The sequence below is a fragment of the Flavobacterium sp. N502536 genome (assembly GCF_025947345.1).
Lineage (GTDB): Bacteria > Bacteroidota > Bacteroidia > Flavobacteriales > Flavobacteriaceae > Flavobacterium.
This window is the reverse complement of sequence record NZ_CP110011.1, coordinates 4,001,524-4,017,215: the sequence shown is the minus strand read 5'-3', so window position 1 is coordinate 4,017,215 and position 15,692 is coordinate 4,001,524. Positions and strand designations below refer to the sequence as shown.

Annotated in this window: 16 protein-coding genes; 11 read left to right on the top strand and 5 right to left on the bottom strand. The window is 37.7% G+C overall.

The features are described from left to right. Positions 1 to 135: 135 nt before the first annotated feature. Positions 136 to 1,038, bottom strand: a complete 903-nt coding sequence (locus OLM61_RS16955; protein ID WP_264523788.1) for a hypothetical protein — start codon at positions 1,036 to 1,038, stop codon at positions 136 to 138. Beyond that, on the bottom strand, positions 1,035 to 1,463 hold the full coding sequence (locus tag OLM61_RS16950; RefSeq protein WP_264523787.1) for a DM13 domain-containing protein: 429 nt from the start codon (positions 1,461 to 1,463) through the stop codon (positions 1,035 to 1,037). The genes OLM61_RS16955 and OLM61_RS16950 overlap by 4 nt, the downstream gene beginning before the upstream one ends. A gap of 207 nt (positions 1,464 to 1,670) precedes the next feature. Between OLM61_RS16950 and OLM61_RS16945 the strand changes: the two genes are divergently transcribed. Beyond that, complete coding sequence (locus tag OLM61_RS16945; protein WP_264523786.1) at positions 1,671 to 2,636, top strand: hydrogen peroxide-inducible genes activator; 966 nt, start codon at positions 1,671 to 1,673, stop codon at positions 2,634 to 2,636. 82 nt (positions 2,637 to 2,718) lie between these two features. Here the strand turns inward: OLM61_RS16945 and OLM61_RS16940 are convergent, their stop codons facing one another. Together OLM61_RS16940 and OLM61_RS16935 are read right to left on the bottom strand one after the other, a co-directional pair. Beyond that, positions 2,719 to 3,516: an alpha/beta hydrolase gene (locus OLM61_RS16940; protein ID WP_264523785.1), complete on the bottom strand. Its 798-nt coding sequence runs from the start codon at positions 3,514 to 3,516 to the stop codon at positions 2,719 to 2,721. Positions 3,517 to 3,752: 236 nt separating this feature from the next. Then, complete coding sequence (locus OLM61_RS16935) at positions 3,753 to 4,172, bottom strand: OsmC family peroxiredoxin (protein WP_264523784.1); 420 nt, start codon at positions 4,170 to 4,172, stop codon at positions 3,753 to 3,755. Positions 4,173 to 4,636: 464 nt separating this feature from the next. Here OLM61_RS16935 and OLM61_RS16930 point away from each other — a divergent pair, with 464 nt between their 5' ends. Next, a complete protein-coding gene (locus OLM61_RS16930; protein ID WP_264523783.1) occupies positions 4,637 to 5,230 on the top strand; it encodes a hypothetical protein in 594 nt (197 codons plus the stop codon). Positions 5,231 to 5,242: 12 nt separating this feature from the next. Here the strand turns inward: OLM61_RS16930 and OLM61_RS16925 are convergent, their stop codons facing one another. Then, complete coding sequence (locus OLM61_RS16925) at positions 5,243 to 6,010, bottom strand: methyltransferase domain-containing protein (protein WP_264523782.1); 768 nt, start codon at positions 6,008 to 6,010, stop codon at positions 5,243 to 5,245. A gap of 472 nt (positions 6,011 to 6,482) precedes the next feature. Between OLM61_RS16925 and ribB the strand changes: the two genes are divergently transcribed. The 9 genes from ribB to OLM61_RS16880 all read left to right on the top strand — a co-directional run bounded on the left by ribB (position 6,483) and on the right by OLM61_RS16880 (position 14,985). Then, on the top strand, positions 6,483 to 7,145 hold the full coding sequence (ribB, locus tag OLM61_RS16920) for a 3,4-dihydroxy-2-butanone-4-phosphate synthase (RefSeq protein ID WP_264523781.1): 663 nt from the start codon (positions 6,483 to 6,485) through the stop codon (positions 7,143 to 7,145). Positions 7,146 to 7,241: 96 nt separating this feature from the next. Beyond that, positions 7,242 to 7,820, top strand: a complete 579-nt coding sequence (locus tag OLM61_RS16915) for a Crp/Fnr family transcriptional regulator (RefSeq protein WP_264523780.1) — start codon at positions 7,242 to 7,244, stop codon at positions 7,818 to 7,820. A gap of 41 nt (positions 7,821 to 7,861) precedes the next feature. Then, a complete protein-coding gene (locus OLM61_RS16910) occupies positions 7,862 to 8,425 on the top strand; it encodes a Crp/Fnr family transcriptional regulator (RefSeq protein ID WP_264523779.1) in 564 nt (187 codons plus the stop codon). A 74-nt stretch (positions 8,426 to 8,499) separates the two neighbouring features. Beyond that, positions 8,500 to 8,826: a DMT family transporter gene (locus OLM61_RS16905; RefSeq protein ID WP_264523778.1), complete on the top strand. Its 327-nt coding sequence runs from the start codon at positions 8,500 to 8,502 to the stop codon at positions 8,824 to 8,826. 265 nt (positions 8,827 to 9,091) lie between these two features. After that, on the top strand, positions 9,092 to 9,439 hold the full coding sequence (locus tag OLM61_RS16900) for a hypothetical protein (protein WP_264523777.1): 348 nt from the start codon (positions 9,092 to 9,094) through the stop codon (positions 9,437 to 9,439). A 449-nt stretch (positions 9,440 to 9,888) separates the two neighbouring features. Continuing rightward, positions 9,889 to 10,362, top strand: coding sequence for a DUF4625 domain-containing protein (locus tag OLM61_RS16895; RefSeq protein ID WP_264523776.1), 474 nt, complete (start codon positions 9,889 to 9,891; stop codon positions 10,360 to 10,362). Positions 10,363 to 10,372: 10 nt separating this feature from the next. Then, positions 10,373 to 12,805, top strand: a complete 2,433-nt coding sequence (locus OLM61_RS16890; RefSeq protein ID WP_264523775.1) for a TonB-dependent receptor — start codon at positions 10,373 to 10,375, stop codon at positions 12,803 to 12,805. 37 nt (positions 12,806 to 12,842) lie between these two features. After that, positions 12,843 to 13,745, top strand: coding sequence for a DUF4625 domain-containing protein (locus tag OLM61_RS16885; RefSeq protein ID WP_264523774.1), 903 nt, complete (start codon positions 12,843 to 12,845; stop codon positions 13,743 to 13,745). Positions 13,746 to 13,770: 25 nt separating this feature from the next. Continuing rightward, positions 13,771 to 14,985: a hypothetical protein gene (locus OLM61_RS16880; RefSeq protein ID WP_264523773.1), complete on the top strand. Its 1,215-nt coding sequence runs from the start codon at positions 13,771 to 13,773 to the stop codon at positions 14,983 to 14,985. The last annotated feature ends 707 nt before the right edge of the window (positions 14,986 to 15,692 follow it).

Below are 15,692 nucleotides of genomic sequence, written 5' to 3'. Positions count from 1 at the left end.
TCTGATCATGGTCTGCGCAAAATAATTAAAATTGATGTAAGAAAAAATTTGCGTTACTTATTTAACACAATAAATTTCTTTACTGTACTTGATATTCTAAGCCTATTTATACTTCAGTCACCGTCCAAAATTCTTCTAAAACCACATTTTATAACTCAACCCTGCTGTCCATGCTCTGGTCAGTCCGTCTGGTCTGACTTCCCGCACCACAAAAGGCGTCGCGACCGAAATTTCAATACTACTTCCAGACGCAAAATGATATCCCGCAATAAGATTCCCGTTAACCGTAAGTCCTTCAGAACCTGCAATATTTTTTCTTTGTCCATAAATATCTTCGTAGGTGTCTTCTCCTAAATGGTAAATCAAAAGCAAATTGGGCTTGAACGAAAACTTATGATTGGATGTAGTGATCGTGTAGGTTCCGCGTAAAAGCATATCCGGTTTTCTTTCAAATAAATTGGTGGTCACAAAATCAGCTATACCTGAGTATTCGCTGAAATACGAATTTGCATTTATGTTAATTACAGGTAGTTGCACGGCATAATTAAAATCCCAGTTTTTGTAGTTTAGGTTAACACTTCCCAAAAAATCAAAAGTTCCAAGACTGCTCTGATAATCCATTGGAAGCGGGTGATCGTTTATTTTAAGATTACTTTGATTAAAGGGAATTTTAACCCCCGAAGTAAAACTCCATTGGTACGCCCCCCACATAACCGGCCGATAGTTTGCGGTTAAAAAGGCATCTCCAACCGAGCCTCTGCTTCCAAAACTTCCATTTGCATAGGAGGATGTTACTTTTGCATTGGCAGACCATTTTTCATTAAAAATTCGGCTGTAGCCAATATAGCCCGACACATACTTCACATCGGCATCTCCTTTACCCACGATAGTAGCAAATTCAATACTGTTGTTTTTCTTCTTGTCAGTTTCGTTAACCGCGCTACCGATACTGCAAATACCGGCATCACTACAGCCTTGTGCTCTGGCAGGATTAAACACAAAGAACGAGGCTAAAACAATTAAAAATTTAATTTTCATAATGAGTTGGATTTTAAAGCAGCAGTGGCAAAAAGGTGATTGAATTGCTGACAATGAATTAATACATAGGGATAAGTTGCAAAACTGACTCCTTCAGGAACGGTGTAGGTTTGTGAAGTTCCGGATCCCAGGCTCCCAAGGTTTATAAAACTGTCCGGTCTGTTGGTTTTAGAAAGATAAACTTTAAGATCGGGGCCACTCGAAATACTAAAATCCTTCAAAGACAATTTGTAATGATCTCCCTCTTTATAGATATTAGCGGTACCCGTAACTTTGTTGCCTGCCTCGGGTTCAAAAATTCCCATAAACCGTAAGGTCGCTTCTGAAGAAACCTGTCCTGAACCAATTTTCTCACGCGTTAATTCCCCTTCTGATTCACAACCAAAAAACATAAAAATAGTAATCACAGTAAGTATCTTTCTCATTTTGTATCGTTTAAGAAATCGAATTTACTCACTCTCTCCTTTTGTTAATGTCGGCTAGTTTACATATCCTGCAAATTTTCGGTCTTTTGTCCGTCGTTGCTCATTCCCCACTCCTTTTATCAACTGAAAAGTAAAAGTGCCTGCATCGTGTAATTTGATGTTATACTGTGATATTTTTTTACCTTTATATCCATTATACAAATCCAAATGACAATTCAACAGTTAAAATATATTGTAGCACTAGACGACGAGCGCCATTTTGCCAGAGCTGCAGAAGTTTGTATGGTATCACAACCCGGACTGACGATTCAGTTAAAAAATCTGGAAGAAGAAATTGGAATTAAAATTTTCGATCGGAACAAAGTGCCTTTAACTCCCACCGTTTTGGGAACTGAAATTATAAACCGTGCCAGAAAAATACTTCGCGAAGCTGACGAAATCAGGGATTTTGTGGTGAATGAGAAAAATAAACTGGAGGGCGAAGTCAAAATTGGTATCATCTCAACTTTGTCTCCTTACCTGATTCCACTGTTTATTCAGGCGATGAAAAAAGCCACTCCCAAAATGCAATTCATTATAAAAGAAGCGAATACAGGCCAATTGATGAATGATGTTATGACGGGAGTTCTTGACGTGGCCATAATGGCTACCCCTACCGGAAATCCGCATTTGATTGAACATCCTGTTTTTAAGGAACCGTTTGTAGCCTATTTGAATACAGTACATCCAATGGCTACAGCAACTCACTACGAATTACAGCCCTCAGACCGTGCCGAATTGCTTTTGCTGCAAAACGAATATTGTTACAATGCCCAGCTTCTGGATATTTGCGATATTAAAAGTACGGGCAAAATAAAAGAGCAGTTCAGTTATGACATCAGCTCGATTGAAACTCTAAAGAATCTGGTACGAGCCGAATTAGGTTTTGCCATAATTCCTGAACTTTCAATGATTAATGATGCCGAAACCGGGCTTTTCAAACATTTTAAAGACCCCAAACCGGTACGCGAGATAAGTCTAGTGGTGTCGGACACCTTTTCTAAAAAGTTATTACTGGAAAAAATGAATGAGGCGATCTGGAATTGCCTGCCGGAATCGTTACAGCAAAACTTTGCTTACCGCAAAATAAGATGGAACGACTCTCCGTATTTTATTAAAGCTACTACTCGCTAAATAGCTAACAGTAATCCATACAAAAAAAGCCAAAATACCTTGCAGTACTTTGGCTTTTTTGTATTCATAAAGAATGTTGTAATTATTTTCCGCTTAGATCTTTAGCAGCACCAATTATTACATTGGCAACGGCTACTGGCTGTGACATGAAAACACAGTGGCTTCCTTTTACTTCAGTCGCTTTAGTTTTGGAGCGTTTGTACATCGCACGCTGAATAGATGGGTCGATACTTTTGTCCTGTGTCGCAATTACTGCATAGGCCGGTTTATCTTTCCATGCTGCTTTAGTGATTGGTGTTATAAAACCTTTTGCGTAAAAAGCTCCTTGTGAGGCATACATAAAAGCCGCTTCTTCTTTACTGATGTCTGCACAGAATCCGGCATGAAACTTAGCCTCATCATAATACACTATTCCTTTATCATTTGGAGGCAGCACACCATTTTCGGGAGCAGGAGGAGCTGTTTGCAACCATTGTAAAGCCGATTCTCCGTTGTCCGGCTGAAAAGCTGCCACATATACCAATCCAACCACATTCGGATGGTTACCAGCCTGTGTAATTACAGCACCTCCCCAGGAATGTCCTACCAGAATCGTTGGGCCGTCCTGATTGTCTAATACCACATTGGTTGCTGCTACATCATCTTCAAGCGAACTTAACGGATTTTGAACAATCGTTACTTTATAACCCTTTTTTGAAAGTACGTCGTATAAATTTCTCCATCCGGAACCATCGGCAAATGCTCCGTGAACCAACACTACATTTTTAATTTTTGTTGGCGCTGTTTGCGCAACTGAAATTGTTGACACTAAAAAAGTTAAAATTAAAGCCGCAGACATGAATACACGATTCAATTGTCTTTTTAAATTAATTGTTTTCATTTTTTTTATTTTTTAAGATGTTGTTTGTTAGATTTAAATAATCAATTTAGGTGTAATTAATTCTAACACATAGGAACATAGATTTTGTACTTTCAAAAAAGACGTTTCACTTATTTTTAAGACACAGAGTATTCTTTGTGGGAGAAATTTATTTCTTTTTAACATGCTCTGTTACTCCTAAATTCTATGTTTCTATGTGTTTAATATAATGTTAGAAACTACACTAATAGTTATTTTTAAGACAGTAAAGACACGTTTAAAGCAATTTCTGTGTTCAGTAATTTTGAAATTGGACAAATCTCTTTTGCTTTTTGAGCTGTTGCTTCAAAATTTTCTGTTGTAATTCCCGGAACGGCTCCTGTAAGTTCAAGAGTAATTAAGGTGATTGTACCGTCTTCAAAAGTTACTTTGGCAGTCGTATTAAGATCTTCGGTAACAAAACCTGCCTCCGATAATAAAAAGCTTAATTGCATTGTAAAACATCCTGCATGTGCAGCAGCGATCAATTCTTCAGGGTTAGTTCCTACTCCCTCAGCAAAACGGGTTTTAAAAGAGAGTTGAGCATTGTTTAAAGTAGTACTTTGTGTAGTAATGGTTCCTTTTCCTTCCATTCCTGTACCTTTCCAGTTTGCATTTGCGTTTCTTGTAAATTTCATGACTAAAGTTTTTAATGTTATCAATTTTAATTTTCAAACCGTTGTTCTGATTTGATGAGACAAATTTATGGCAGGTATCTTCATAAATCAAATTGATAATTTTGTATCATTATAAATTTAAATTATAATAAACTCCTAAAATTATCAAACTCTGTACTGATTATAAGGGCTCAATCAAAACTTTCACTGCTCACCAAACGGAAGATTTTGGCTTGCTTTTTTTAGACAATTATTTTTTAGCTCTTAAAAAGATCGTAATTGAAAGACCAAAAAGAGGATTCTCTCCTGGTAAAATGCACAGGAATAGCTAAAAAAATCGTAACTTTATATCTGATATTCTGCAATTTAAGAAATATTAAAGAATAATTAACTTTCGGTAAATGCAATAAATAGCTATCATTAAATGTTATCTATCCGGACAGCAATACATGCATCTGATGTCTGAATTAACACTTTAAAACAATATGAAAAAGATACTATTGACATTTATACTAATTGGTGCTTCCTTATATGGATATGCGCAGAAAGAAGTGAATGGCAAATACAAGCCCATTGATTCAAAAAATGTTGAATTAAAAGACTTACCGCCTCCAACAGAAACTCCGCAAAATCCGGATTTACCATTGCCAAAAGAGCCAACCGTTTTAAAAATAAATCCCGAGGATCTGTACAAAAACAACAGCCTCTATAAACCGGAGGCCAATGTTGAAGGCATCTTTTACAGAAGAAACGAATATCTGGGAGGTTTTGTCACCAATACTGCGGTATCCACTATTCGCTACCGTGATGCTGCTTTTGTAGACGGCGATAAAATACGAGTGTATTTAAATGACAAAGTAATCGAACCTGAAGTAAGTTTAAATGGAGATTATCAGGGCTTTAAAATTACTTTGGTAAAAGGAATGAATAAAATTGACTTTGAAGCTTTAAACGAAGGTTCAGCTTCACCCAATACAGCCGAATTTCAGGTTTACGACGATAAAGGAAAAGTGATAGAAGCAAGCCAGTGGAATGTCGGGAAAGGCTACAAGGCTACAATCATCCTATACAAAGAATAGAACTTTATCGTATTAGATTTTACGACCATAAAGCAACAGTCTTTTAAAAGAATAGATAGCGGGAAGCTTGAGAAAGCCTTCCGCTATTCTTTTTTTATACGTTTCAATAAAAAGGGCTTTCTCCTCTCCTTCCAGACGTTCTGTATACGGAATCAAAGCCGATCCCGAAATAAAGCTGAAAAGCGTTTCGTGGTCTTTCGCAATAATTGGATATACTTTTTGCTGGATTTCAAGATCTTCTAATCCGCCATCAAAAAGAATTTGCGCATAGGCATCGATGTCCAAAACCGGAGATTCTCTTTTAAAACCTTTGAGATAGGATACAAATGGCTCTTCCTGAACCAGCTCTAAAAGAATTTTATTGAGTTTGTTTTCCGGCTGAACCGGCATCTGCACTGCAAACTGTCCTTTTGGATTCAGCTGCTCGATTAATTTGGCAAATAATGTCTCATGATCATCCGACCATTGCAAAGCCGCATTACTAAAAATCAAATCCCACTTTTCACCCGATTCTAAGGTTTCTTCAGTAGTGGCTTTTCTGAAATGCAGCCGGTCTGTTTCTAAGCTTTTTGATTGTTCCAGCATTTCTGCCGAAGAATCAACTCCCAGAAAATCAGCTTCTGTAAATTTATTGGCCAAAATTGCCGTTTGCTCTCCCGTACCACAGCCTAAATCAATAGCCTTCATCCCTTTTACCGGCTGAATAAAACTCGCCAAATCATAAAAAGGCTGGTATCGAATGTTTTTGAACTTATTGTAGATTTCCGGATTCCAAGGCATTATTCTCTTATTTTACAATCAATTTTGATCCCGAAAAGAAGCGGTAATCAAAATAAAATCAGGTTACTAAAGACTAAGATACAAAATTTTCAGAGGAAAGATATAACAATAAAAAAAGACTCTGCAATGCGTATTTATACGCCTTTTAGTAGAAGTATACCGTTCTGTAGTGGTTTGACTTTAAATTAAAATGTTTTCCAAACCCGACAGGTTTCAAAAACCTGTCCCCTTTATTGGAAGATATGGGTAATTAAGTACCGCTTTTCAATTCTAAACTAATTTTAAATGGTATTACTACGCCCTACTTTACAAATGAGTTCAATTCTTTTTCTATAATCTAAACCCGACAGGTTTTTGAAACCTGTCGGGTTTGTTGATTGGAAAGTTACTGATTTTATTGACCTATATCAAACTTTTGTGTTGGAAACAAGTCTAGCTTTGCTGCTCTTTAATTCAAAAAACTCAACTAAAAATGATCAGCACATTACCTTATCCTTTAGAAAAATTTGGTTTAACCAGCATCGAACGTGTCGAAAATGCATTACAACAGCTGCGAAACGGAAAAGGAATTTTACTAACCGACGACGAAAACCGCGAAAACGAAGGCGATTTAATTTTTTCGGCACAACATATCAGCGTACAAGACATGGCACTCATGATACGTGAATGCAGCGGAATTGTTTGCCTGTGCCTGCCCAATGAAAAAGCAGATCAGCTTGAATTGCCCTATATGGTAAAAGAAAACACCAGTAGTTTCCAGACCCCATTTACCATTACGATCGAAGCAAAAGAAGGGGTTACCACCGGAGTTTCGGCAGCAGATCGAATCACGACCATTAAAACGGCATCTGCGCTAAATGCCAAAGCTTCGGATCTGGCAAGACCTGGACATATTTTCCCCTTACGAGCCAAAAACAATGGTGTTCTCGAACGAAACGGACATACGGAAGGCAGCGTAGATTTAATGAAACTGGCAGGTTTACAGCCCGAAGCCGTTTTGTGCGAGTTAATGAACGCAGACGGAACCATGGCCAAACTGGACAAAATCATTAGCTTTGCAATACAACACGATCTGGTAGTACTGTCGATAGAAGATATCATTTACTACCGTAAATTTGTAAAAGACTATCTTTAATTGTTAATGGTTAATGGTTAATAATTGATTATTAATGATTAATGATTAATTACCAAATAACTAATTATCAAATTTTCTAATTACCTAATTTTCTAAATGCCTTACGAACAACTTGCTGCTTATATAAAAAAACGTATTGCCGTTTCTGATGAAAATCTCAATACCATTTTATCTTACTTTAAACCTTTACAACAAAGCAAGAATGAATTGCTGCTTTCGGCAGGGCAAACGAGTCAGCATACCTATTTTGTAACTAAAGGCTGCTTGAGAATTTACTTTATTAATGAAGAGGGAAAAGATGTTACCCGTTATATTGCCTTCGAAAACCAAATTGCGACGGCTTTGGTCAGTTTTATCACCAAAATGCCTTCGACAGAATACATACAGGTTATTGAAAAGTCGGAGTTGTTGTACATCAGTCACGAAGATTTCAATCATTTGATGGAGATTATTCCGCAATGGCGGGAATTTTATTGTTCGTATTTGGAAAAAGCCTATGTAAATAACACCAACAGACTGATGTCGTTTACTACGATGGATGCTTTAGAAAGATACAGTCAGTTGCTTAAAATTAATCCGGCAATTGTAAAACGGCTGCCCAATAAAATTGTAGCTTCGTATATCAATATTTCGCAGGAAACGCTGAGCAGACTAAAATCAAAAGTTTCCATTTAGTTTTCAAACCACACACATTTTACATTTCACATCTCACAACAATGGACATCGATACAATTCTTGACGATATATTTCAACTCCCCGAGGAGTCCAAAAATGCATTAAAACTAGGTATTAGTGAGATAAATTATCCTAAAGGACATATACTGTTAAATGCCGGAAAGGTTGAATCTGCGCTCTATTTTATAAAAAAAGGAATTGTGCGGGCGTATGTGGATGAGAATGATAGTGAAATTACTTTTTGGTTTGGAAAAGAAGGACAGACTATTCTTTCCATGAAAAGTTATGTCGAAGAGCAAAAAGGTTATGAAACGATAGAACTCCTCGAAGACTGTGAACTTTATGAATTAAAAAAAGCGCATTTGCAGCAGTTGTTTGAAACCGATATTAATATTGCCAACTGGGGCAGGAAATTTGCCGAACAGGAACTGATTAAAACAGAAGAACGTTTAATTTCAAGGCAATTCCGAAACGCAACCGATCGTTATCTGGAACTTATGAAACACCATCCCGAACTGATCCAAAGAATTCAACTGGGGCATATTGCTTCCTATCTTGGCATTACACAAGTAAGCCTAAGCAGAATAAGAGCCGATTTGAAATAAATTCATTTTTTATCATATGTTAAATTTTTATTGCGGGAGTTAAAGGAACTTTGCCTCATAAAATTATAACGATTATGAACTGGATTATTCTAATTATTGCGGGACTGTTTGAAGTCGCTTTTGCAACCTGTCTCGGAAAAGCCAAAGAGGCAACTGGTACCGATGTTTACTTATGGTATACGGGCTTTTTTATATCACTAACCGTCAGCATGCTGCTTTTGATTAAAGCTACTGAAACCCTTCCTATTGGAACAGCCTATGCGGTTTGGACCGGAATTGGAGCTGTTGGAACGGTACTGATGGGAATTTTTGTTTTTAAAGAACCTGCTGCCTTCTGGAGATTGTTCTTTCTTTTTACCCTGGTAAGTTCTATTATCGGACTTAAAGCGGTATCACACTAATCGAACTACAACATTTACGATAGTTACTTCAAATTCAATTGTCACTTCAAGGGACGAAATAGCACAAACACTCAGCATATAGGGGTGATAATACTTAATGTGCTTACTCGTTCCTTGAACTGATACAAAAACCAGTTTTATCCTTTACCACCTAAGATTTATCCTTCTAATTTTTTCTTTATTTTTTTTAATGAAACAATGTTGCATTTACAAATAAGAATTCTATATTTGTATTTCATTGCAGATAAGTTATCGATTCATTAGAATGAAAAAGAAATTTAAATTACTAAATCTTTTGATGCCGTTGGTGGTAGTATTTTCGATACTATTTCCGGCGATACATTCGTATGAACACATACAAAATCACAATTCTGCTCCTAAATCAGCAGTACATTACCATACCGACAAAAGCGAATTTAAAGTACAGGATCACTCCAATGAAGAGTGTGCCATTTGTCATTTTAAATTCAGTCCTGTTGGTACTTTTAGCTTTGTAACTTTTCAGTTTTATAAAAATAGTACGCTAATTCCTTATGTACATTTTTATTCTAAATCGTATGCTCCTTTTTTCAAGGGGTCTTTATTCGCTCTTAGAGCACCTCCTATTTTCTAAAACAATAAAAAGTAAATCATTTCCATTTGGAATGGTGTGCCGCTATACGTTTTAGATACTTTCCATTCAAAAAACATCCTTTTTCAGGGGCGTTAATTGTTTTCTATCTTATTGGTACTGTACAAGAAACATTTTGATTCCTACTGTCTGACGAGTTTATTCTTTTTGGGATAAAACTTTCGTGAGATCCTATCGATTCAAAACGATTGTTGCCGTCAACCAATTGTCTACTACTATGCAATTCAATATCTGTAATCGGGTATTGTTTAGCGCTGGTCACACACCTTTTACTTTTTAGTTTATCGAATTCCGCACCGATGAAAGCCATGCTTTTACGACATCCTGTTATGCCGTAAAATGGTTCTTCATTCACTATTTCCTATGCGAAATAAGCCTTCCGTAATCCACATTTTTTACATATGAATACCGCTAAACTCAAATTAAACCGAATGAAAACTCCCAAAATTTTTCTGGCTCTTTTGGTGACGGGCTTTGTTTTCACAGCCTGTGACAGTGACAAAAACGAAATTGATACGGAATATCCCGTAATTGATATTTCGGCTGCAAATGCATTTCCGATACAATGCAGTACACTTAGCCGCGGACAAAAAATTACTTTCAGAGCAAAGTTTACAGACAACTCGCAATTAGGTTCGTACAGTCTGGACATTCACCACAATTTTGACCATCATACTCACAGCACTGAGGTAATGGACTGTACTGCCGATCCTGTCAAAAAACCTGTAAAACCAATGCTTTACATCAATTCGGTTACGATTCCTTCCGGACAAAAAACGTTCGAAGCTGTTCAGGAAATCAGTATTCCGGCAGATATTGATTCGGGAGATTATCATTTCATGATTCGTTTAACGGATAAGGAAGGCTGGCAAACGATTAAAGGTTTAAGCATTAAAATTTTATAAGTTGATTTTAATGAACAATAATAATTCTAGTCCCTTGCGAACGTATTTTGTGCTGCTCTTTTGTTTTGCTTTGGTTGTGGTTACAAAAGCTGCAGCGCAATCTGTTCGTGTTTCCGGCACTGTATTTTCTAAAGATCAAAAGCCTTTAGAAGGAGCTGTCGTTACCCTTTATCCGGCTCATATAAGTACTGTTACCAACAAAAAAGGACAATTCTTTCTGAATCAGGTTCCTAAAAACACAAAACGGTTAACAGTTACTTATTCCGGATATTCTTTATATGAAATGCCTCTTTTTATAGATCAAAATACGATGGTACTTCCTGATATCTTCTTAAAACCGGAAGTAAATGAATTACTTGAAGTCGTGATTAGTGAAGGTTATGAAACGCGTCGTAAAAAACAGGAATCGCTTAACCTTGAAATTGTAAACAGCAGTTTTATCCAGCGAAATCTTGGCGGAAGTCTGATGCAGTCTTTACAAAGACTACCGGGAGTGAAAACCATTTCTATTGGATCCGGAAGCTCAAAACCCTTGATTCGCGGACTGAGTTTCAATCAGGTTATTGTAGTCGAAAACGGCATCAAGCATGAAGGCCAGCAATGGGGAGCCGATCACGGTTTAGAAATCGATCAGTATGCGGTGAATCGCGTGGCAATTATCAAAGGTCCTTCGTCGTTTATGTACGGTTCTGATGCGATTGGAGGTGCTATAAACATACAGCCGCTACCCTTTCCTGCCCAGCATGTTTTAGGCGGAAGTGTTGATTTTACAGGCAAAAGCAACAATGCACAGTTTGGAGGATCGATGAACCTGTATGGACGGAATGAAAACTGGTTCTTTGATACCCGGGTTACCGCCATGGACTACGGAGATTATCGCGTTCCTACCGATACGGTACAGGTTTACAATTATGCCGTTCCGTTATACAAAAATCATTTGCGCAACACAGCAGGACGTGAACTCGATTTGCATGCCAGCACCGGTTATGTCTCTGATAAATTCAGGTCGGTTTTATATTTCAGTAACATTTATACCAAAAGCGGCTTTTTTGCCAACGCTCACGGACTCGAACCCCGAAATGTGGATACCGAACTTCATGATCGATCTAGCAGGGATATTTTGATGCCTTTTCAGGAAGTGACTCATACAAAAATCAGTAATACAACTTCTTTTCCGGTGGGTTCACATCGGGTGGAAACACAACTGGGGTTTCAGAAGAACTTCCGTCGCGAATGGAGCCATTATGTCAATCATGGATATATGCCACCACTATATCCTGTTGATATATATGCTCCGAATCATCTGGAAAGACAATACGATAAAGAAGTGTTTTCTGCTGCTGTTAAAGATGAATTTACGATTCAAAAGCATCAGTTTACAACAGGAATAAATACCGAACAGCAACAAAACAGTATTAACGGCTGGAGTTTTTTAATCCCTGCCTTTAAACAATTCAATGCAGGAGCATTTGTATATGATAAAATTGAGATCAGCGAATTATGGCTGCTTCATGCTGCCGTACGACTGGATTACGGCAAAATCCAAATGAAGCAATACACCGACTGGTTTCCAAGTGAAGTCACTGAAAATGGACAAACGACACCCCAATATTTAAAACGTTCGCAAGACCTGACCCGAACCTTTCAGAGTTTTAACTGGTCTGCGGGTGTTAACTATACTCCCGGACAATGGTCTTTAAAAGCCAATCTGGGGACGAGTTTCAGAATGCCAATCGCAAAAGAACTGGCTTCAAATGGTGTTAATTATCATTATTTCAGATTTGAAAAGGGCAATCCAGGTTTAGCACCTGAACGCTCGTACCAGTTAGATCTTGGTATGGAATGGCAAGAAAATAAATGGTCGGTACAGTTGAGCCCTTTTTTCAATTATTTTCCGAATTACATTTATCTCAACCCCACTTCGCAACATGATATTTATTACGGAGCAGGCAATCAGGTATTTGAATACGAGCAAAGTAAAGTCTTACGTTATGGCGGCGAATTACAAGTACGCTACCAGTTTTTTAAAAATTTAAGTGGTGAAATGCTGGCGGAATACCTTTACAGCGAACAAATGTCAGGAGATAAAAAAGGATATACACTGCCCTTCTCTCCACCTCCTTCTGTTTTGTTTGGGATCACGTACAATCCGGAAATAAAAAACTTAAAAGAAACGTACTTCTCCCTTGATTATCGTTTTACGGCCGAACAGGACCAGATCGTTCCTCCTGAAAAGAAAACGGCAAGCAGCAGCGTCTTCAATCTTGCTATGGGAACCCAGTTAAAAACCGGACAGCAAACTTTTATTATAAGTCTGCAGGTACAAAACCTGTTCAATACAAAATACCTTAATCACACCAGCTTTTACAGGTTAATAGAACTTCCTGAGGCTGGCAGAAACATTATTTTATCGCTAAAAATTCCATTTTTAATACACAAATAAACACAATATGAATGCAATTAATCAACCCAAGACCCTAATGAAAAAACTAAAGTTAATACTGCTCTTTGTAGCCGTGAGTGTGGCTTTTACGGCCTGTAATAACGACGACGACAAAGAAGTTTCAAAACCCAAAGCTGAAAATATTGAAATTGGTACTGCCAATAACAAAAAAGCCCTTATTGGCCGCGATTTTCATTTTAACGCCGATGTACTTGCCGGAGATAAAATTGCCGATGTACAGTTAAAAATCCTTCCTATAAAAGGCGAAACCTATACCAAAGACTGGAAGTTTGAATTGTCCTGGGCAGAATACAAAGGCACCAAAAATACTAACGTGCACAAGCACTTCAACATTCCGGCCGATGCTCCGGAAGGCAAATTTGATTTCCTTTTTATTGTTCTGGATGAAAACGGCTCGAAGCTCGAAATTAAAGAAGTAGTAACCATTACCGATCCTGCGAATATGCCTGTCGATCCTATAATTGGCCGCGATAATCTATCGCGAAACGATGATCTGATTTACTATATAAATACCTGGGTTGAACCGGAACTTATTTTCAAAAAAAATGATCTTCTGACTGCGCATGCGCAAGTAAGTCAAATTATGGGGGATGGAATTTTATATTCTGTTTTGATTAAAAAAAGTGCCAATTATCATCCTGAAAGTATCGACAAACTTGATTTCAAGAAGGTAATTGTGATTTCAAAAGTCGAACACAAAGGTCTGGCGGCTGCCTCAAAAATTACTACACTTCAAAAAATAAATGGTGTTTTGGGCGGTCAAAGCATCACTATTGGTGCAGATAAAGATTTCGAAGGAACTCCAATAACCGCAGACAAAGCATGGCAATCCGGAACATACAACTGGGTCGTGCTTTATAAAAACACCACTTACAATATGAGCGTCTACAAATCGATGCCCATTACAATTAACTTTTAAATATCAACTTTAATATACCTTTACCATGAAAAACAAGTATTACAAACTCATTTTCCTATTCGCCTTATCTACCACTATACTCTCTTGTAGCAACGACGACGACAATACTCCTGAAGCTCCTAAAGAGGCTTTAACCGAGTATAAATTCTTAAGAATTTTACTTTCTGATGAAAAAACAACCGAGATCACACTGGTCGATCCGGTCGAGGCTAAAACAAGCTCTTTTAATGCTAAATTTGCAAAATCTACGCTATACACCACAGAATCTAAACGATATGCAGGAATCATTCACAGAGCCAGTAATACGGTTGAAACTTTCGACAGCGGTTTTGAAGGTCATGGCGATCATGTGGATGTAGACGGAATCCCGAAATTTGGTGCCTTAATTGGTCAGGCGCCTATGCCAACCCATTTCAAGAGCAAAAGCGGAGAACTGATGACTTTTAATGACGGAGACGGAACACTGGCTGTCGCTAAAGAATCTGAAGTCAATACTGCAGGAGCTAAATTTAAAATTATAAATGCAGGTTTATTGGCCCATCATGGTGCTATGGCAACTTTTTCAAACGGAACTTACGCCATTACCGAAAAAGACAATTCGGTAGCAGGGACGCTTCCTGAGAAAGTAAAAATCATCGATAATTCGGGTAAAACCCTTTTTAATGCAACTGTTACGACCAAAGGAATTCACGGAAATGCTTCAGACGGAACTTATGCCGTTTTTGGATCGGCAAGCGGTGTGCTTGTAGTGGAAAGTACCGGAAAACAAAAACTTATTGCGCTTCCTGCTGACTTTGGAACTGCCTGGTTTGGAACTATTTTAGAAACCAAAGCCAAAGGAAAATTTGTGGGTTATACCGCTGCAAAAGGAGCTTATCTTATTGATGTGGCGAGCGAAACCATTAAACCTATCTTGCAAAATACGACTATTATGCAATGCAAAGTAAGTTTCAATGCCACTAAACTGGGAATTCTGCTACATTCGGGTGAATTCAAACTCTACAATCTTACCAGTCTGCAACTGGAAAAAGAAGGAAAAGTTATTGTTGAAACCGCTTCTGATGCGGCTTTAAAACCACAAATTCAGCTAACAGAGAACTTTGCTTACCTTACCTCTCCTTCTACGGGAGAATTACTGCAACTGAATTTGTCTACTATGGCAATTGCTAAAAAAATAAAGGTTTCGAGTACGCCTTATATGATTACAATTTTGGGCTTTGAAAACAGCAAAGGTCATTAAACATTAAATTCTAATATTTATTCAATTAAAAGGCTGGATCACAATAGTGTTTCAGCCTTTTTAAATATATCCCAATCCAGAGACAACTTCAAAAATAGTTCCATCAAAACAGTTCCGAAGGAACGGGTATATTTTATAGCAACGGATTTTAATCCGTTGAAAATAAATCACAACAGCCGAAAGTTCCGTAGGAACGACAAATGTAAATTACGAACGCACGGAGTTTTTTGCCACAGATTAAAAAGATTACATAGATTATAAATCTGCTTGATCTGCCAGATCTGCGGGATAAATAGATCTCGCGAAGTCACGAAGCCGCAAAGGTTTTATATTCTTTGGTCTTAACACAAGCATCACTATTAGAGTCAAAGATCAAAACCTATTATTTTAATATCTCATCTCCCTAATCAAAAACACCCTCAAAAACAGTTCCGAAGGAACGGTCTATTTTGTAACAACGGATTTTAATCCGTTGAAAACAAAACAAAACACCCGAAAGTTCCGTAGGAACGATACATCTAAATTACAGGCAAACAGCATTTCTTGCCACAGATTAAAAGGATTATGTAGATTATTAATCCGCTTACCCGAGCAATAGCGAACAGGCGAAGCAATCTGCCAGATCTGTGAGAGGAATAAATCTCGCGAAGTCGCAAAGGTTTATATCCTTTCCTTCTCACAAAAAACACTCTCAAAAGCAGTTCCGA